Origin of the sequence: Candidatus Uabimicrobium amorphum (assembly GCF_009002475.1) — a bacterium.
Taxonomy (GTDB): Bacteria; Planctomycetota; Uabimicrobiia; order Uabimicrobiales; family Uabimicrobiaceae; genus Uabimicrobium; species Uabimicrobium amorphum.
The window spans coordinates 8,753,158-8,773,612 of the sequence record NZ_AP019860.1; the positions used below are offsets into that span (position 1 = coordinate 8,753,158).

Below are 20,455 nucleotides of genomic sequence, written 5' to 3' on the forward strand. Positions count from 1 at the left end.
TTTTATTGTGGTAAAAATGGTGTTGTGTTATTTGAAACTGAAAACTAAAATCAGGTGTCATTCCTGCAAAAGGTTTTGAAAAATAAAGACTTGCAGATCCTTGTCATTCCCGCTTACGCGGGAAACCTGCAATGTAAAGTTGACTTTTAAGCGCTGGATCCTGCTTTTGCAAGGATGACACCATAGGGGTTTACATCTTAGCTTAACAGTCATGCGCTTACGCGGGAATGACACCTGATTTATATTTTTGGTGTATCTAAGTGTATATCATGCAAAATAGATCGTAATCCCTGGGGTAATTCGGGATTTCTCTTAATCATTTCCACATTGCGTCTTAACACTTCATCACTTTCTACGCGATTTTGTAAAATACGATACTGTTTATCTGTGTGATTTTTCTTCTTTTCGAGAACATGCTCTAAACGTCTAATCTCGCGCTCAATTCGTTCGTACTCCATATCGAGATCGTGTTCCTCGCGGTAGTGTTCGTAAGCGCTCTCCAAAGACTTCCCCACCTGGAAAAAATCAGAGAGGAAGACATTTTCTTCTTCAAATATCTTGCGAATATTTTGATCGTCCATCGAAATCGTCTTTCCCGTTTTTTCCTTGTACTTAAGTAGCGCCTTCCCCACCTGTAACCATTGTGCCCACTCTTCATCGGAAACGGTTCTTTCTCCAAGTTTTATATCATAATTACTTGGAGCGGAAAACGTTTCACTCACAAGACTATGGGTGTGTGCATCCTTTGAAAATAGTTCGGGGTATAAATTGCTGCAACGCTGTTTAATCGATTCAAATGCCAATGTTATACAACTTTTCAAAGAAGGAAAGACTCCAATACCTTGGTGCGCAATCGCTTCGTGACTTGGCCGTTGCAAGTGGTTCATTTCCTTTTCCAAAACATCCACAGGTATTGCATCAGAATCATCGCGATGATTCCATTGGAAAACAAGAGGAATTGTTTTGATGTCTAACCCATACTCCTCTAAGTATTTTTCCAAAGATGCTAAGGAGGTACGATTTTCATCTTGACGGTGTGCACGACTATCAGCAACAAAAACAATCCCATCAACTCGGTGAAGTATTAACTTACACGTGGCTTCATCATGAGCCCCTGGAATAGTAAACAACTTACATGTGGTCTCGATGTCTTTCAACAATGGAAAATTTAAACGCATGTAGCGAAATGTAGCGTTTTTGTTTTGTGTGACGACACTAGTAAGCGGCTCGTGGTGTTTTAACGGCGTTTTCTCCGCAATAATTTGCAAATTTTGTGCTTTTCCTGATTGCGTAGGTCCATAGTATACAATTTTTAAGTCTAGACGTTTTTTTAAAATATCAATATCTGACATAACTTATCCCTGTATATTGTTAATAGTTTACGACTTGTTTTAACAAATCTCATCCCTACTTTTCGTACCATAATAGTATATTAGTAAATTAAGTAGTATTCTTTTTTGTTTTAAGATAGGGGCATTAAAGTACAAGAAGTATCAAATTTTATGCCAAAATCCTATTAACACTCTCTTTAATAGTCGCAAACTTAGATATTTTGCCATCAAAAGAGTTTTATTATATCATACAACTTACAAAATAGCTAGAATGTTAAATGTCAAAAGTTTACAGTGGGTTCAAAGATTATCAAAGAGGAAAAATATGCAAAAAACAGATTTGCCAGAAAATACACTGTGCGTATCCCCCACAATCGCCCCTTCCGTATTCATTGCCAAAGGTACACAAGTTATGGGAGACGTACGCATTAGCGAAAACGCATCGCTATGGTACAACAGTGTTTTACGCGGAGATGTAAATTATATCTCTGTGGGAAGTAATACCAATATCCAAGATGGCAGCGTTGTGCATGTCACCAATGACCACCCTTGTATAATAGGAGCCAATGTCACCGTTGGCCACAATGCCAACATTCATGGTTGTGTTATTGAAGATGGTTGCTTAATTGGTATTGGTGCGATTATTCTTACCGGAGCACATATAAAAAAAGGAAGTATCGTTGGCGCAGGAAGCGTTGTTCTGGAAAACACTGTGGTGGAAGAAAATAGCCTAGTGGTGGGAATTCCTGGTAAAAAGGTACGCAATCTTGACGAAAACACTTATGGCGAACACCTCAAATGGGCGCAAAAATATGTACAACTCGCAAAGATTCACAAGGAAAAAATCGGCTCGTAGAAACAGTGCCGACTTTTAGTCGGCAAATTTCTCTTCAAATTTCAATAGCATCTTCTTCATTTCTTGGATCGAGGATTTGATTTCCTCTATCTCTCCATCATCAAGTGATTTCTGTTTTTGTGCATTGGTAGTGGCTTTTGTGGAATTCAAATTATTTTGAATGGTTGATTCCCACATACTATTTTTTATTTGATCTTGGGTAATTCCTAGCTGCTCTGCTTCCAAACGTGTTTTCGAAATAGGTCCTTTAGTTCCATCAATCGTAGAAGATCTAGAAGCTTGGGCGACAATATTGGCAATTCCAGGTTGCATAGAAGATGTTTCCGATGGGGGAACATAGTGAAAAACGTAATCGCAAATAGTGATTTTTTCATACCCTGTCAGCTTCATCTCTTTTTCATAATCAAGTTCTTTATTACCCACTTTGATTTTATTGACTTCACTCAAATTTTTAATAAAGATTTCTTTACCCGTTTGGATAATCGCCTGCGAACGCGAAATAGAAGGATCTGGAATCACAATATGGTTACTAAACGTACGACCAATAAAGTTTTTATCATGGGTTAGTGGAAAAACGAGTTTTTTGTTTCCCATAACTAACGACAAATAAGGGTAGTCATTGACATTCGCCGTGTTACCAGAATAATCCATCAAATCATTATACAAATCACTTAAGTTACGATAACGTTGTTGCGGATCTTTCTTCAAACATTTTTTACAAATTTCTTCTAACCTTTTATCCACCATGTCTTCAGGAAAAAACTGAACTGTGCCATGGAATACACTAAACATAATCTCTTCGGCTTTTCGCCCTATATGCAAAGGACGTCCCGTAAGAATTTCAAAAAAGACCGCCCCTATGGCATAAATGTCGTGTAGTCTTGGAATACCACGCCCTTCAAATTTTTCTGGAGGGGTAAATCCGTATGTACCGTAAAAGCTATCCGATTCCTCACGTCGTGGTCTATCTGCCAAACCAAAATCCACTAGTTTCGCACAGTTATTGCTCAGCGACACCAACATATTTTCCGGTTTAATATCTTGATGATATATATCGCGCTTATGCATGTAATTTAGTGCGTCGACAAAGTCAATCATATACGAACAAATAGTTGTCTGTATTTGCTTAGCATTTTTCATTTGCCTCTGCAACTTTACATAGTCACAAATATTCAGACCATTGACAAACTCCATGACAATACACGGATTGTCACCGTCTTTACCAACATCGTAAATTTGTACAATATTCGGGTGGTTGCATTGCGCCAACATGTGAGCTTCTTTTTCAAAATATTCAATGGTGTGCGAATATTCTTGGTCAAAATGAATGGTTTTAATCGCAACTTCTCTGCGCAGTAAATTGTCAAACGCCTTGTATACGGTACCAAATCCTCCGCTGCCGATTTCACTCAAAATAAGATAACGATCTGTATCGAGTTCTAACTGTTTGGCCATTTTTTTAGGAGCAAAGTTTTTTTTGCGGCTATCTTCGGAAATAGCAACGGTGTCTTGCAAATTATCGTCGGACATCTCTGCGTTGTGTTGCTGAATTAGACGATCTCTTTTTTTGGGGGCAGCTTGTTTGGCAGCAACTTGTTTGGCAGCAGCTTGTTTAGCAGCAACTTGTTTGGGGGTAATTTTTTCTCTTGGATCTTCAGGAGAGATGGCAATCGTATCCGACAATTTATCATCTTCGGTAATAGGGTTTTGTTGTAAAGTCTCATCAACTATTGGCGTCGATAGCTTTTCTCTTGGATCTTCAGAAGAAATGGCAACAGTATCTTGTAACTTATTATCTTCGGGAACGGGAACACCGCGTAGTGTACCAAATATGTCTTTTTCCTCTTGTGGTTCACTTTTGTTCTCTTTGCTCTCTTTGTTTTCTTGGTTTCCTTGGTTTTCTTGGCTTTTATCAAACTCTTCATTTACCATAATTCTTCCCCCCATCAAAAAACATAGATCTCTAAATTGGCACCTTTATACATATTAAACGTACACGTAAAATATACAATCTATTTTTTATTTTTTTTTGAGTCTAAGTCCGCTTGCGAATCCAAAGCTAATTTTATCTACTGTTACTTCATACTTTTAAAAGTAACCAACGAAAACGTCAGAGTGAGCAAACCTCTTTTTTTTTCATAAAAACGCTTTTCGCATCAACAGTAATCATATAAAGTGCTGGTATGACGTACAGGGTTAGAATAGTGGCAATGCTTAACCCCCACGAAAACGCTGTGGCCATTGGCGACCATGTAACAGAAGAACCACCTATTCCCAACGCCAAAGGCATTAACCCCAATACGGTAGTCAATGTTGTTAAAATGATAGGACGTAATCTTTTGCGACATGCAATGATAACCGCCTGGGTGCTATCTTGGTGTTGTTGGACTTCGCGATTGATAAAATCAATGAGTACCAGAGAGTCGTTGACCACAATACCAATCATACCGATCGTGCTCATAAATGTAAGCATCGTAAACGGTAAATTGAAAATGGAGAGACCGTAACCAACACCTACAATGGTAAAAGGAATAATACTCATAATGATAAGCGGCTGGACAAAAGAATTAAACTGCGTTCCCAAAATCATATACACAAGCAACATGGCAATCAAAAACGCAATTTTTAACGCTCGAAATGAGCGATTTGTTTCTTCATATTCCCCACCGTATTCACAAATGTACCCAGGATATTTTCGTAAAAGAGGTGTTAAATACTCTTGTAGTTCACTGTTGACGCTTAAAGAGGTATTACGATCTTTTTCAATATTTGCCGTCACAGTGATCGCACGTTTATTGTTGTGATGAGGAATCTGGGCCATGGACTTTTTATAACTGAGAGAAGTAATATCGCCAAGGCGTATTAAATTCCCTGAAGGAATGCGTAGGTGAATTTTTGCGATATCGTTTATTTTCACCATATTGTCTTCATCGTACTGCACATAAATTTTATATTGTTTGCCAAGATAATTCATCTCCGAAACTTCGCTACCTTCTAATGCAGAAGTAATGGTTTGAGCGACAGCAGAACGATTGATTTGATAGCGCTGCAATTCTTCGTCGCGAAAATGAATAGACAATTGATATTTCGATGCCTGCATATCGTCTTTGATATCAGTAACTCCGGGAATGTTGTGTAACTTACTTTTTATCATGTCGCGTATTTCACCTATTTTTTGTAAACTATCTCCGCGAATGATAACCGCAACAGGTTTACCTTGTTGTGGACCATTAGGAGTATGGATAACATCAATAGACTTAAAACCATGCAACTGTGCTTTTGCGATTTTCTGACGCACGCTACGAATAATGTCCCCCGTAGTTCTTTGTGTGGTGCGATTAGGATTCAACGTTACCGTGAATTGTGCGACATTTTTGTCGAGGATCAGTTGATAGTTTTCATCCATAGAACGTCCCACTTCTACCACATAATTCATGATTTCATTTTTGGGAATCGTATTGAGAATCTTTTCGATTTCGCGAACCTTGCTCTCTGTGTATTCAATGTGGGCATTTTCATGCACCTTCAGAGTAATCCAAAAATCGTGATGGTCTGACGGAAATAGAATGATCGAAATGGGAAATGCCCATAGCAAAAGCCCAAAGCCACTCAGAAAAAGAATCAAGAAACCACAGGTAGCCAAGTAACGATAATGCAAAAACCGTTGTAAACTTCCCAAGTATAACCTGACAAACAAACCGCTTTTATGAACCTTTTCTTTTTGGCTTTTCAAAGAAAAAAGTTTACCTAAATCAGTAAAATGGTTGGGGAGTATCAAAAATGCTTCGATTAAAGACGCGGCAAGAGTAATGGAAACGGTTTTGGGCACAATGGACATAATTTTTCCCAGTATCCCTGTCATCAACAACATGGGCAAAAATGCAGCGATGGTAGTTGCCGTAGCCGAAATGACAGGCAAAAAAACTTCGCTTGCACCACTAATGGCCGATGACAACAATTCTCCGGTTTCCTGGTAGTGCCGATACATATTTTCCAAAATAATAATAGCGTCATCCACGACCATTCCCGAGACTAAAACCAGAGAAACAAGGACCATTTCGTTTAAGGTATTGCCGGTCCATGATAAAAAAATCATTGCGCACAAAAAGGCAAAGGGTATACCGATCACAGCAAGAAGCGCATTGCTTGTACCAATACAAACCCACAACAGCAGAAACACCAAAACTAGCCCAAGAGATAAATTACTCTTTAACACAGAAAGTACGCGGTTGACATATAAAACGTTATCCTTAAAGAATTCACAATAAACTTCGACGGGTAGCTTGTCGCGAAACTTAGCGACTTCTTGCTTGATAATGGGAATAATCGTCAATGCGTTTTGTGTATCTTCCTTAACACAGTACAAAAAAGTAGCCGGTGCTCCCTGGACCCGATAAATCGTTTTCCATTTCTCATATGTCCAAGATATATTTGCAATATCTTCTAGTCTCAAGATGGAGCCATCAGGATACGAGCGCAAGACAATCTTGCGCAATTCTAATAAACTGCGACGATCAGAAAGAGTTCTAATAGTAATCTCGCTGTCTTTTAGACGCATCGTCCCCCCAGGAAATGTGCTGCTTTCCTTGCGTACAACGTCCATAATCTCCAGAATAGATAATTTATACTTTTCGGCCTGTTCGCGGTCCACCTCAACAACAATTCGCTGTTCGCGTTCACCGCGAATCCTTACTTTGTCCATTCCGGGAATTTGCATCAAACTTTCTTTGAGTTCTTTGGCAATTTCATTACGCGACTTTTCAGGAATTTCCCCTCCAAGAGCCACAACGATTGTGGGACGTATCATACTGAAATCCACAAGCTCTACGATAGAAGTTTCTGCATCGTCGGGTAATTCTTCGGCGATTTTTTCGACCTCACTTTGTGCTTTCAAATACAACTCATCGTAAATACTCTCGGGCAAGTCCTCGCTAAATTTGATATGAATCCGCGAAAGTCCTTGCACGGAAAATGATTTTATCCACACAACATGGTCGAGATTTTCTAGCTGTTCTTCTATTTTTGTGGTGAGCAGTTTTTCCACATCTTCAGGAGACGCCCCCGGCCAAGGAGTATAAACGGCGACAACACCAAGAGAAATATTGGGAATGGATTCGACAGGTAGTGTGAGTGAGAAAAAAATACCTGCGACGAGTAATATAATAAAAAGTAAATTTGCCGGGACCGAACGTTCTGCAAAAAAACGTATCATGTTAATACTCCTGAATTTTTTGCCCTACTTTTATCCCGCGCATAATTAGCCAACCATCTTTGTGTAGAGTTGCGGCGACCCTTTTCTCGATAAATTTTTGTTCTTGCATCACTTTCACAAAATACATATCGTAGGCCACCTTGACAAAATTAAAAGGAACAACGATCCCTTTTGTTATTCCCACGCGAAAGTATAAACGGCAAAACATACCGCTGTATAAAAAATTATTGTTGTTCACGATGCGGATTTCCACAGGTATTTTTTTTGTATTTGAGTTCATCACCGGATAGGTACAAAAAACCGTACTGCGATATTTGCGTTCGACAGAAGGAATAAGTATCTGCACTTCACTTTTCTTTGATAGCTTGGTAATGACATTCTCAGGAACACCCGTAACAATTTTTAAAGTAGAGCGATCTGTAATGGTCACCAAAGGTTGCGACACTTGCGCAAATTCATTTTCTTGGACGAATACCTTGCTGATTTCTCCGCTAAAAGGAGCACGAATATCCGTTTTGCTTATATTAACCGATACTTTGCGTAGGTTTTGTTGTAGAATTGCCAAATTTTGTTGAACAATTGTGTAATTCGTTGTGGCTTTTTCCAATTGCTGAGGAGTGGTGGCTATACCTAATTTTTGTTGTCGCACTAAATTGCTTTTTGCTTCGTATGCTCGTGCTTTTTCCAATATGATATTTTGCTGTAGCCTCTTTTTTTCTATGGCAAGGAGTTCCTTCTCCAAACTAAGGAGTAGTTGATTCTTTTTTACAGCATCACCAACATAAATAGGACGTGAAATAATTTGTCCGCTAACCTCCGCACTAAGAGTCGCTTGGCGTACCGACACCAACTCTCCTGTAGTCTCGTATTTTTCGACTATTTTGCGCAGTGTGGTAACATGCTCTTTTAGGGAAACAGAAGTCGGAGGTTTTTTGCGTTTTTTAGGTTTCGTTGCCGAAGGATTACAACCTATAAATAACAACATACAAAGAAGTATATATCTCATCTAGGAGTCTTTCGTTAATAGATATTCCTCTATCCCTTGACAAATCAAATGGTAGGCAACTTGATGTATTTCTTGTATACGGTCGGAAAATGTATTGGGAACACACAGGCAAATATCACATAACTCCTTCAGCTTTCCACCGCTTTTTCCCGACATACCGATAATTTTAACGTCTGCGACTTTGCGCGCTTCGTGCACAGCGTTGATGACATTTGCAGAATTCCCCGAGGTACTCAGACACCATAAAACATCACCTGGACGTACTTTCGCAATAACCTCTCGTTCAAAAATTTTATCATATCCATAGTCATTGGACACCGCTGTCATCGTTGCAAAATCGGCACCAAGACACGTGGCAGGGAAAGGAATACGGTCCTGACGCAACCGACCGACAAGCTCTCCGACTATGTGCGTAGCATCCGCAGCGCTTCCCCCATTACCACAAATATAAAGGTGGTTTTTGTTAAGGTACATTTCATTACAAATCTCTACAGCTTGTTGACAAAACTCACTAACATGTGCACGACAAAGTTCAAGAGTTTTCATGTGTTCATCGATGATAGCTTCGTAATTCATTTGTTTTTTCCTGTACAAAATAGCAAAGTAGATAGAACCCTAGATTCAGAGTCCTATCTACTTTATTTTGACTTAAGTAAAGTTTTCTAATTATAAATTTTACCCGCCGCTAAGAAGTGCATCTTTGCGTTTTTGTAGTTCATCTTTCCATTCACCAACATTACTTTTTTGATACGTGGTGATTTTGCGGAACTGAAGTTCGTCATTGTACTCTTGAATTTTTGCAAAAGCTTTATCCAATGCGCGTTCTTCATCTGCCTTGTTTTGCCATGGTGAGTTGTTCTTCCAAAAATTATAAGAAGACTCAACCTGACGAAACATATACGTTTCTCTTTTCACTTTCTTACTGGCGTCTTGGGCCTTTCTCTTACGCTTACGAACACCTCTTTGATAGTGATTGGTCATTTCTTTTCCACGCACTTTTTTTATGTACTCATCACATAGACCTGTTAGCTTATCGGCATCGGCAAGTTCATCTTCTCCTGACATATATCCCCCTTCGCCGAGGGTATCGGAAAGTTTATCTAATTCACTGTAAAACTTTTTCTCTGCGTCTAATTTTTTCTGTTCATCGTTAATATTTGCTAACCAAGTTTTTATTTCTTCCGCATTTGCGTCCTGTATATTGCCTAGACTCTCTTTGTATTTCTGAACCGCGGTTGTGATTTCTTGTAACTTCTTATTTTCTTGGTCCCAATTTTGCCAACGCGATTTAATTTTCCAACTATTATAACTCATTTTTACAGTTTTAAAACTTGCGATTACCTTGTTGATCGTCTCCATTTGTGCTTTGTTTTTCAGAGAGAGACTTTCTACTTCTTGTACATGATAATTGCTAATTTTTTGCGACTTCAACTCCATTTGGTAGTTAGAAATGGATGTTTGCAACTTCTGTAAATTCTTGCTGTACTCTTGTAGAGTTTTTGCTTGTGGCAGTGCTGCTAGCTTTTTAATTTCCGCAACAGATTTTTTTTCTAATTCAATCTGATCTTTACGGTTATCCAGTTTTTTCTTCATCGCAATTACTTGATTTTTAAAAAACTGCGAAGCTTCGAATTTCGCAATCATCGAATTATAGCTATCCACAGAAGCAAGAGCAGAAGCGATGTTTTTCAATTCGTTATCTAAATTCTTTTCCCCGTTTTTCCATGCATCAAAAGCCGTCTGTGTTTTTGCGTAAATGGATTTTTCGTTGTTAAGTATTTTTTGGCGATTTTCCAATGTAGTTTTCATTTTAGCGACTTGTTCTTTTTGGTATATCGCTATTTTTTTTGCGGTTTCTAAACTTTGATAGTTATTTACCACAGATAACACTTTTTGAATTCCTGCCAACTCTGCGTCTAAACTGGTAAATTGCTGCCCTTTATATGAATCGTTTTCTTTGGTAACATTCGCAAAAGCAGTGTTTTCACCATTGATTTTATTTAAGCGTTGCGACAGAGATTCTTTGGTTGTTTTCACTTCATTTTCGTAATACTTAGACACTTTGCCTTCGCCAAGAACTTCAAGATATTTGCTTGCCGCATTTAAGACCTTTTCAATCGAATCTTTTTCTTCGTTCGCATTTGTCCAACTTTGTTGTTTCTCTTCCCAATTTTTACGTGCAATACGGAAAGGGGAAACGACATTTTGTTCTGCAACAATTATTTCTTGACGTTTTTGCAACCCTTCCGCAATTTTTTTCACTTGGTCACTGTAGTAACCTTTGATTCTCTCTGTTTGCAGTAGGTTGGCATAGACAACCACTTTTTTCAATGTGTCGTCAATCTTATTGCGTTCGTCTACAATATTGCTATATTTTTGTTGTGTGTAGTCTTGATACTCTTTTTGCAGCGAATTAAAAACATCGACTTCCTGAGTAATGGAAGCAATTGTTTTATCTAATTCACGCGAATATGGAGTAACATTTTTACGATGATAGCTACTAATTTCGTTCTTTTGTACCAACTGTTCATACTCAGTAATTTTTTTGCGAACATCTTTGGCTGCTTGTAGTTTTGCCTGTGCATCTTGCTTTGCCGCCATTGCGGTTTTGTATTCTTTTTCTAGCTTGGTAAATAATTCATTTTCCTTAACAACGGCTTTCTTACGTTGTGTTGCCTCTTCGATAAGAGGAGCAATTACTGAGGAAAAGAAATTATTTTCACTACCAGACTTCAAATCACTTTCATGCTTATTATACACATTTACAAACTTTGCAAGCGCTTCTAGCTCAACAGAACTTTTTGTCTGGGCTTGTGTACTCTTCCATTGTTGATATTCATCGCGAACGATTTTTGCTTTTGAACTGTAAGCAGAACGCGCCAAACGTTTTTGTAAATCTTGTTGTAATGAACCAATAACCTGTGATTTATATTTGGAAAGATCGTTCTTTTGTACGTACTCATCATATTTTGCAATCGCACTAAGAATACCTTTGAGTCTTTTTTGCAATTCGGTATCTTTTAACAATGTTTGCTTTTTTAAATCCTCGTTGGCGTTTTCAACATCGGTTACGTGTTTTTGTAACTGCGCTAATTTATCGTGAAGTTTTTGCCAGCGTTGTTGGTATTCTTTCACTTTAGCCACATGTTTTTGCGTAATAGTGTTTGCTTTCGCTTCCGTAAAATAATCTTTACAGGTGGTAAGTTGGTATTCGAGGGTTCCAATCGCTGTCAAAACCACAGAACTAAGTTCTTTTTTACTTGCATCATTGATAATTTTAATGAGCTTTTCTTCTTTTTGTAATCTACTTTTGTGTTGCGAAACTTTCTGCTGCAATTCGTTTGTATTGCTAATAATAGACTTTAAATTGTCCTCTAGTTTCTTTATGGCTTCTAAATCGAGATGATCCACTTTTATAGAAGTAATTGTTTTAATAATGTCATCTATTTTTTTCTCATCAGCATGAGCATTTATCACAAACATTATTAATATCATAAAGGTTGAGATGTATTTCATAGCAAATCCTTTCTGGGATATTAGGTTATCATATAAATTATAGTTTGCAAATATTTGTATGGTCAAGATATAAATTGATGGAAAGAGAATATTCGTTTTAACAAAGTGCCCCGTTTTATGTTACGAAAAATTTTTCATAGAAAATTTATCATGTCTCCTTGTAGAATAGTTTGTTGCAAATAACAGACAAAGGAAACTCATTTTTATTTGGAGAAAAATATGGATAAGCCAATTATCGCAAGTAAAAAACCGACTGTTTCGGTCTTAGAGCCCGGAACTTACTATTGGTGTAGTTGTGGGAAATCGCAAAATCAACCGTATTGTGATGGTTCACACAAAGGCACAAATTTTACGCCTCTTAAATTTGAAATAACAGAACAAAGGCGTGCAGCATTATGTAATTGTAAATACACAGAAAATGGCCCATTTTGCGATGGGAAACACACCCGTTTGTGATTGGTGGGAATAAATGAGGAGCTGAAAGGAACAGGTTACTGTTCCTTTCATTTAGGATTTACTTGTAGTTTTTAGGAATAAAAGCGTCAAGTGAAGCCAACTTGTCGCCGGTGTGGTTTTTAGTAAACTCTCTGGCCTTAAGAGTGACTAGGTTCGCTCCGGCTTCTAAATGCTTGCGATTTTTCATATTAAGTTTACTGAACAATGTCAGTAACTCTTGAATTTCCTTTACGCCACCTGATTTGCCATTTGCCGCTTTGAGAATCTTGTAGGTTTTGTCCACTTTCTTAAACATTGTATCGTAGTATTTTCCTGGCTTTGTCACTTTTAGTAAACCACGAAGAGCATATTCAAGGTCCAACATCAAACCAGTGACAAACATAACGCGAATTCTTTCGGGCGACGACTTAGCATTTGCACTATTGTTCGCACGTACAAAATTGTGACGAACCATACCCTGCGACCAACTCACCAGTTCAAATGCACTCCCTGCTTTGTGACCACCGATATTTACAAGTTCTTCGTCGGGAACACTATGACATCCATAACAATTCTGCGCTATCAGATAGATATCCACAGGGTTATTCATCCCTAGGCTCATCGCTTCTTTACGACGTTCGTCTTTTGGTCTTGTTTTATCATTGTGAATAAGTAACCAATCTTTTCCTGCTCCATGGCACGATTCACAAGAAACACCCATGACCGCTTTTACCTTGCGACCGGTGTGCTGTTGTGTAAAGTGACATTTTGAGCAGCGACCACTTCTTTTGATACTTCCCTTTAAGCCGAGTTTTTTGAATATACCTTTCGCACGTGGCTTTTTGCTCATATCGTTATATGTTTTGTAATGAGGTGTTTTTTGCCATACTTGTTTTTCCTGCTTATGGCATTCCCCACATTTGTTAGCGGTTACAATTTTTTTGTAATCCACAGGTTTGTTTTTGATAGCATTGATTTTTTTAATTTCCTCAAGTTGTGAAGTTCTTAACGTCACATTCGCCACAGGCTTGGAACCAGAATTTCCCGTATTCTTGTTCACCTGAGTATTTTTGTTGGCATTATTTGCTTGGGTATTTTTATTTACCGGAGTGTTGTTTGTTGCTGTGTTTTTATTGGTATTACTCGCCTGCGTATTTTTGTTTGTCTGAGTGCTATTTTTTGCCGTATTTTTATTGGTATTACTCATTTGCGTATTTTTATTGGCCTGAGTATTTTTATTGGTATTGTTTGTCTGTTTATTTTGACTACTGCTACTATTTTTACTCGTTCGAGACATTTTTTGAACTTTAGCAGAGTAGTTCTTGTAGATTTTTTGGTATTTAATTGTATCTTTTTTAATCGCATTTACCGAACCACGTATTTTGCGAATTTGACCTTCTAGCTTTTGCTTTTCTTCGCTGTAGTCAGTCGTATCCATTTCTTCGCTAGCCGCATCGCGTTGCATTTTTTTATCTTCGATTCTCTTTTTGAGTAGCTGCAACTCTGCTTTTTTAGACGCGACTCGCTCCTGAATTTCTTGAATTTGCTTTTTTAAATCGTCCAATTTCTGTTGATCATCAGCAAAGACAAATGCCAGAAATACCATTACCAACAATAATTTTTTCATCTTTTTGCTTCCTTTGTATACGAATTTTCACCATGCTATTTCGTGCGGTGGCGATCCGCCACCGCACGGCAAATTGATCAACTATTTGTAATTTTTAGGAATAAAAGCATCGAGAGAGGATAACTTGCTACCATCGTGATTTTTTGTGAACGCTCTGGCTTTCAAGGTAACCAAATTGGCTCCCGTCTCTAAGTGCTTGCGATTTTTCATATTTAGCTTACCAAACAGCGTCAACAGCTCTTGGATTTCTTTTATGCCGCCAGATTTGTTATTTGCTGCTTTTAGTACCTTGTAGGTTTTGTCTACTTTTTTCAACATCGTATCGTAGTATGTACCAGGTTTTGTCACCTTCAATAAACCGCGAAGCGCGTATTCTAAATCCAGCATCAAACCAGCCACAAACATAACGCGTAACCTTTCAGGTGTTGATTTTGCATTTGCACTATTGTTGGCACGTACAAAGTTGTGGCGTACCATACCTTGTGACCAGCTGACCAGTTCAAACGCACTACCCGCTTTGTGCCCACCGATATTTACAAGCTCTTCGTCGGGAACGCTATGACATCCATAACAATTCTGCGCTATCAGATAGATATCCACAGGGTTATTCATCCCTAGGCTCATTGCTTCTTTACGACGTTCGTCTTTTGGTCTTGTTTTATCATTGTGAATAAGTAACCAATCTTTTCCTGCTCCATGGCACGATTCACAAGAAACACCCATGACCGCTTTTACCTTGCGACCGGTGTGCTGTTGTGTAAAGTGACATTTTGAGCAGCGACCACTTCTTTTGATACTTCCCTTCAAGCCGAGTTTTTTGAATATACCTTTCGCACGTGGTTTTTTGCTCATATCATTATATGTTTTGTAGTGAGGTGTTTTTTGCCATACTTGTTTTTCTTGTTTATGACACTCTCCGCACTTGTTTGCCGTCACAATTTTTTTGTAGTCTACTGGTTTATTTTTAATGGCATTTATTTTTTTAATTTCCGCAATTTGTGCCGCAGTTATCTTTATACTTCCAGGTTGCTTTGGAGGTTGTACGGGACGCTCCGGCTGCTTTTCTGGTTGTTTTGGACGCTCCGGCTTTTTTTCTGGTTGTTTTGGACGTTCCGGCTTTTTTTCTGGTTGTTTCGGACGCTCTGGCTTTTTTTCTGGTTGTTTCGGACGCTCTGGCTTTTTTTCTGGTTGCTTAGGACGTTTTCCCGAAGCCATTTTTTTGTATTGTACGTAAACTTTTTTTGCTTTGCTTTTCCACATGTTGCGTTTATTTAGAGCTTGTTTTCTCTCACTGCTAAGCTGTGAAAACTCTCTTTTTAGCTCTTCGACTTCTTCTTGGCCGTCTGAGCTATCGCTATGGGAACTGTCGTTTATTTGGTCGTTAATATCCTCTAGTTGGCGATTGTGATCTTCTATTTCCGTAAGAATATTTTGCAATTCCTGTTCATTGCTTTGCAACAACTGCTCTGCTGCAGCAATTTCTTTGGCTAAATTAGCACCAACTTCCGTATTGTTTTCGTTTGTATCTGTACCGGTGTCCGTGTTTGCGGTTTCATTTTTGTTACTGTTGTCAATATTTGCATTTTTATTTTGATCGTTGCTATTGTTTTCGCTTGTATTATTCTCGACACCTGTTTTACCGATTTTTGAATCGACAAACTTCATGATTTGGTCTTTGTAGGTGTAGCCTCCCACACCTGCGAGTCCGATGACCACGAGTAAGGCCGCTACCTTCACAAAAGAGCCACCTTTTTTATTCTCTGAAACTTCGTAGCCATGCATCGTAGGAGGAGTTGCTCTCGTAGGCCTTGCTGTTGAAATCATCGGCTGTGGAGCGGGAGCTGGTGGAGGAGTAGGCCTTTGCGAAGATACCACCTGCATTTGCACTTCGCCCTTGTCTTTGATTTCAAATTTGTACGCGTGGTTGCAAATTTTAATTACGTCTCCGTTTTGCAGTGGCTGTTTTGTTATTTGAATATCATTTAAAAAAGTACCATTAGAACTATTGCAATCTTCTAAAAAATAACTACCGCCTTGCAATACGACTTTAGAATGTTGTCTTGACGCCATCTGATCCATCACTTGGATGTCGCATTCAGGGATTCTTCCCATAATAGTTTCTGTCTTATTTAAAACATGAAGATTGCTAACACCGCCGGATATCAGTCGTAAACACCCTATCTGATTCGGTTCAATTTTTGTTCCCGAAAACTCCTCGAACGAGATGTCCAAAACCATATCGCCAATGTGAATTACGTCACCTGTACGCAGTTCCGTCTCGTTAAGTATTTTTTCTTCGTTTACAAAAACACCTGTTGTACTATTTGTATCCACAATAGTACATACACCTTCCTCCACAATTAGTTTGGCGTGATCTCGAGAAACTTTCATGTCTCGAAGCTCTATTGTGTTATCAGGCGTTCTACCAATATTATGTGTGCCGTCTCCAAGCTGAAGCTCTTTTAGAACTTCTCCTTGCTCATTGCTCACTCGAATGTTGATCATGCCATTCTCCTCGCATGTAATTTAATAAAAAAAAAATGGTTCATGTACAAATATAATAAATAAAGAATGGACGAAATACCATTAAAATTTTATGGTGCTGATCCAATTGTATTTTATTTACGAATCCAAAGATTCATACGTACTTGGAGTAATATTACTTATCTTTACATATGTTTGCGTTGGTTGTAATGGTATTAAAATCCGCTCTCCAACCGAAAGCCTCTCTTGTGTAACGAAAGAAAACACATTTCCGTTTGCGCACAACTCAACACTTTTATCATCATTTATAGCGATAACTTCGGCAATGACAGGCAGCATACCTTCAAAAATTTGCCGCTGGCTTTTTACCACAGAAAAAGTATTTGTCTCCATCAACACAATATAATCAGAGTGTAGGAGGCCTTCACTTATATCATGACTAATAAAAACAGTTATCGTGTTATTTTTTTCGTGAATTCTTTGAATTTCAGAACGCAACACCCTCTTAATAGCGTCGTCTTGACCTGAAAATGGCTCATCAAGGAGTAGTAACTTACTGTTGCGGATGATGGCGCGAATGATCGCCACTCGTTGACGTTGCCCTCCCGACAACAAATGAGGTTTTGCATGTTTGTAATCGGAAAGTTTCAACACTTTTAGCAATCGTAAAATTTCTTCTTGCGATGATAGTTTATTTGAGAATTGTATATTTTCGATAACCGTCATGTGTGGAAACAGGACATATTCTTGGGAGACATAGCTAATGGAGCGTTGTTGAGGGGGCAAAAAAATTTGTTGTTCACTGTCAAACCACACTTCGTCATTTACCGTAATTTTACCAAAATCAGGTCGCAAAAGTCCGGCGAGCATGCGAACTAACGTTGTTTTACCAACGCCAGATGGACCGTAGACAAAAAACCGAATACTACGATCACTTTGCAAAAAAAAGTCAACATTTCTATTGTGTATTTTATGTTTTACGGACAGCAAAAAGCTAATTATGTACTCCTCAAGAATGAAGTTGCATTGCGGTGGTAGTTTATTGAGTTAGCAAGGTAATCTTCTTTTGGTCTTCACCTACAAAAAACTGCGGCTCTTCAAGAAATTTTTTACGCACCAACGCAAGACCAACGCTTGTTTCACATAAATGTGATATGGAGGTCACACTACCTGCTTTTTTACCTTCAGAAGTGTAAATATCTAAGCCGCTCGTTATGTCTTTTGCGCTACAAGAAAAACGATATAAATATTTTTGTACTTTGTCATATGTATCCAAACGCGCAATCACCTCTTGACCGACATAACACCCCTTATCAAAGTCTACATAAGCAATCAAGTTTACTTCATGAGGATTTACAGTATCGTTAATTTCATTTGGAGCTATGGGAATCGCATTTGTCACTCGATCGTGCTCATAAACATCATTGTCACAATATTGGACACCTGCATCGCGAAAATCTTCCACAAGCTTTTGTTGGCATTCTTGTAATCCCACAATTTGTACAAATTTTTCTGCGGTATGAAAAGCTTTGACTTCATCACTATTGGGCAAAGAATGATTCCATACTTGCCACAAGAAGTAATTGTCGGTTTTGTTCAAAGTAACATCATCTAAAATAGTATATTTTTCAATCCATGAAATTAATTTATCGTTATGGACATCATGACATATTAGCAAAAGTTTATCGCCAAATTTTACCACGCGCACACTATCCAAAATACGTCCTTTGTCGTTGGCAAAAATAGTCGTAATAGATTCATCCATTGCCATAATGTTGTTTGTAGTCATGCGTTGTAAGAAAGAAATAGCATCTTTCCCCGCAACTTCTAGAATGCAAAGATGTTGGAGGTTATAAACCACAGCATTGTTTGTATTGGTTGTTTTATTTAAATATTTTGCAAAATCGCTCATAAGTGTCACACCAAGTTGAAAAATTTTATGATAAAAATGATGACAAGAGTAGCACCACTCCCCATTAACATATACATCACTTTGTGTTTTAGCTCTATTTTTTCTTCTGTGTTGTTATGTCGAGAAGAAAAAACAACCGCACTGTCTGTTTGGTCTTTGGTTTTGTTTTCTTCCCAGTCAAATTCGACTTTTTCCACAACAGTATCTTCAGATAAACCAAAAAACTCTTGGTCATCTTGTTTCGTTTCCCAGGCACCAATTAGATCTTCAAGTATTACGATTACTTCGTTTTCGCGAAGCACAGAAACATATTCACTCGTTATTTCGTGCACAGTTCCTTCAATTTCGTTTCCCGTTTTCAAAACAAAATTAACATTTTGTCCCAGCGAAACTTTTTCTTGTATCAATTCCATAACCATATTAAGACTTCCGTCATGCTTTATGAATAAGTACTGTAGTGTACTTAAGAATACACTACAGTAAAAAACTACAGTAGGTTAAAGTTATTCACCTTGACGACTACCTAGCTCGTTGTCAAGTAATAAAACCGCACTATTCGAATCTCCGGCCAGTTTTATTCGTTCTAAAATCTCAGATGACATCGCTTCTTCTTCTACCTGTTCGGTGATAAACCAATGGAGAAATGTTTGCGTTGCGTAGTCCTTGTTTTCCTGGCAAATTTCATATAGACTGTTGATTTGCTGTGTTACTTTTTGCTCGTGCTTATACACATCTTCAAATGCTGCCAAACAAGAATCCCAAGTAGATGGTGGGCCTTCGATAGGTAGAAGAACTATTTTTCCACCTTTGTCTAGAATGTACTGATACATTTTTTTCGCGTGGCCGAGCTCTTCATTTGCTTGTTCTTCCGCCCAGTGAGCAAAACCTTTGAAGTGCATAGAGTCAAAATATGCGGCCATAGACAAGTACATGTAAAAAGAGTAAAACTCAGAGTTCATATGTCGGTTGAGAGCTTCATGTAGTTTTTCGTTTAACATAATATCTCTTTCTGTTTTAAATTGACAAAAAAAAAGCTTTCCTTTATAATTAGTGATCTACCAACGTTGGTAGCACTGAACCAATCTTATCATCTCTTTGCTAAAGATAAAACCATCTCTAATCATGTGTAGGGGATCTCCCTAGAGAGGATTTATCCCAAAGCAAAATTCGACGAATGTGATATTTGTTATTAGCTAGCGAACTATTCTACAATGATGCAAAACACATCGCAACATTTCATTTCTATCGTTTTGTATTTTTCGTTTAAACACCTCAAAATAAAGTCTTTCAAAAAAAATATTTATGAAAATTTTACTTAGTAATGATGATGGCATTGAGGCCACAGGCATTTCTGTTTTAAGAGATTTGCTACTAGGACTTGGCCATGAGGTTTTTCTCATCGCCCCCTTAAAGCACCAAAGCGGAAAAAGCCATGCTATTACACTGTATGAACCTCTCATGGTATCATCAAAATATAAAGATGGTGAATTTTACGGCCTGGCAGTAGACGGATTTCCCGTCGATTGTACACGACTAGGTCTCATCGAACTATGCAAAGATGTCGATGTCGTCGTAACAGGTATTAACCATGGCTACAATATCGGTCCCGCTATGTACTATTCAGGTACTATTGCCGCGGCATTCGAAGGTATTCTTCACAATAAACCATCCTTGGCATTTTCGTTAAATTCATTTAAAGATGAAGATATGGCACCGTTGAGAAAACAGATGCCAAAATTTATGGAAATTCTGTTACGCGAATGTACAGAATCACTTTTATATAACATTAATATTCCTTGTGTGAAAAAAATAAAAGGCATTAAACCAGCACGGCAAAGCATGCTAAATTTTGCGGATTACTACGAAAAACGTCATACTCCACAAAACAAGGATTATTATTGGCTACATTTTAGCGGTTTTGAGCCGCAACCATTTGCAAAAGTCCCGAAACGCAATCAAAAATACCAAGACGATGTTACGTTGATTCGAGAGGGCTACATCACCATCACTCCAATGCAGTACGACCTCACCAACTATGACTGTTTGAAAAAACTACAAAAAAAGTTTGAAGCATAG

Annotated in this window: 15 protein-coding genes; 3 read left to right on the plus strand and 12 right to left on the minus strand. The window is 38.2% G+C overall.

Annotated features, from left to right (window positions below):
* Positions 1-239: 239 nt before the first annotated feature.
* On the minus strand, positions 240-1,352 hold the full coding sequence (locus tag UABAM_RS30730; RefSeq protein WP_151971811.1) for a GTP-binding protein: 1,113 nt from the start codon (positions 1,350-1,352) through the stop codon (positions 240-242).
* Between the two features lie 304 nt (positions 1,353-1,656).
* On the opposite strand from UABAM_RS30730, the gene UABAM_RS30735 reads away from it, so the two are divergent.
* Positions 1,657-2,187 (plus strand): gamma carbonic anhydrase family protein, encoded by a 531-nt coding sequence (locus UABAM_RS30735; RefSeq protein ID WP_151971812.1) that lies wholly within the window; start codon positions 1,657-1,659, stop codon positions 2,185-2,187.
* A gap of 15 nt (positions 2,188-2,202) precedes the next feature.
* Here the strand turns inward: UABAM_RS30735 and UABAM_RS30740 are convergent, their stop codons facing one another.
* From UABAM_RS30740 to UABAM_RS30760, 5 genes are all read right to left on the minus strand, one after another.
* Positions 2,203-4,119: an FHA domain-containing serine/threonine-protein kinase gene (locus UABAM_RS30740; RefSeq protein WP_173013667.1), complete on the minus strand. Its 1,917-nt coding sequence runs from the start codon at positions 4,117-4,119 to the stop codon at positions 2,203-2,205.
* 178 nt (positions 4,120-4,297) lie between these two features.
* Positions 4,298-7,399, minus strand: coding sequence for an efflux RND transporter permease subunit (locus tag UABAM_RS30745; RefSeq protein ID WP_151971814.1), 3,102 nt, complete (start codon positions 7,397-7,399; stop codon positions 4,298-4,300).
* Position 7,400: 1 nt separating this feature from the next.
* The gene (locus UABAM_RS30750; protein WP_151971815.1) at positions 7,401-8,405 is read right to left on the minus strand and encodes an efflux RND transporter periplasmic adaptor subunit; all 1,005 of its coding nucleotides are present in this window, start codon (positions 8,403-8,405) and stop codon (positions 7,401-7,403) included.
* A complete protein-coding gene (locus UABAM_RS30755; RefSeq protein WP_151971816.1) occupies positions 8,406-8,981 on the minus strand; it encodes a D-sedoheptulose-7-phosphate isomerase in 576 nt (191 codons plus the stop codon). It lies immediately after the preceding gene.
* Positions 8,982-9,080: 99 nt separating this feature from the next.
* Positions 9,081-11,921 carry a hypothetical protein gene (locus UABAM_RS30760; protein WP_151971817.1) on the minus strand — a complete coding sequence of 947 codons (2,841 nt, stop codon included), beginning with the start codon at positions 11,919-11,921 and terminating at the stop codon, positions 9,081-9,083.
* 219 nt (positions 11,922-12,140) lie between these two features.
* Between UABAM_RS30760 and UABAM_RS30765 the strand changes: the two genes are divergently transcribed.
* Entirely contained in the window at positions 12,141-12,377 is a 237-nt protein-coding gene (locus UABAM_RS30765) for a CDGSH iron-sulfur domain-containing protein (RefSeq protein WP_151971818.1), read from the plus strand.
* 58 nt (positions 12,378-12,435) lie between these two features.
* Here UABAM_RS30765 and UABAM_RS30770 read toward each other — a convergent pair whose 3' ends face one another.
* The 6 genes from UABAM_RS30770 to UABAM_RS30795 form a co-directional block, all read right to left on the minus strand.
* On the minus strand, positions 12,436-13,983 hold the full coding sequence (locus UABAM_RS30770) for a cytochrome c family protein (RefSeq protein WP_151971819.1): 1,548 nt from the start codon (positions 13,981-13,983) through the stop codon (positions 12,436-12,438).
* An 81-nt stretch (positions 13,984-14,064) separates the two neighbouring features.
* Positions 14,065-16,488: an FHA domain-containing protein gene (locus tag UABAM_RS30775; RefSeq protein ID WP_151971820.1), complete on the minus strand. Its 2,424-nt coding sequence runs from the start codon at positions 16,486-16,488 to the stop codon at positions 14,065-14,067.
* 117 nt (positions 16,489-16,605) lie between these two features.
* On the minus strand, positions 16,606-17,457 hold the full coding sequence (locus tag UABAM_RS30780) for an ATP-binding cassette domain-containing protein (protein WP_173013668.1): 852 nt from the start codon (positions 17,455-17,457) through the stop codon (positions 16,606-16,608).
* Positions 17,458-17,506: 49 nt separating this feature from the next.
* Positions 17,507-18,379, minus strand: coding sequence for a CAF17-like 4Fe-4S cluster assembly/insertion protein YgfZ (gene ygfZ, locus UABAM_RS30785; RefSeq protein WP_151971822.1), 873 nt, complete (start codon positions 18,377-18,379; stop codon positions 17,507-17,509).
* Between the two features lie 5 nt (positions 18,380-18,384).
* Positions 18,385-18,798, minus strand: coding sequence for a hypothetical protein (locus tag UABAM_RS30790; protein WP_151971823.1), 414 nt, complete (start codon positions 18,796-18,798; stop codon positions 18,385-18,387).
* Between the two features lie 84 nt (positions 18,799-18,882).
* Entirely contained in the window at positions 18,883-19,377 is a 495-nt protein-coding gene (locus tag UABAM_RS30795; protein ID WP_151971824.1) for a ferritin, read from the minus strand.
* A gap of 304 nt (positions 19,378-19,681) precedes the next feature.
* Here UABAM_RS30795 and surE point away from each other — a divergent pair, with 304 nt between their 5' ends.
* Positions 19,682-20,455, plus strand: a complete 774-nt coding sequence (gene surE, locus UABAM_RS30800) for a 5'/3'-nucleotidase SurE (RefSeq protein WP_151971825.1) — start codon at positions 19,682-19,684, stop codon at positions 20,453-20,455.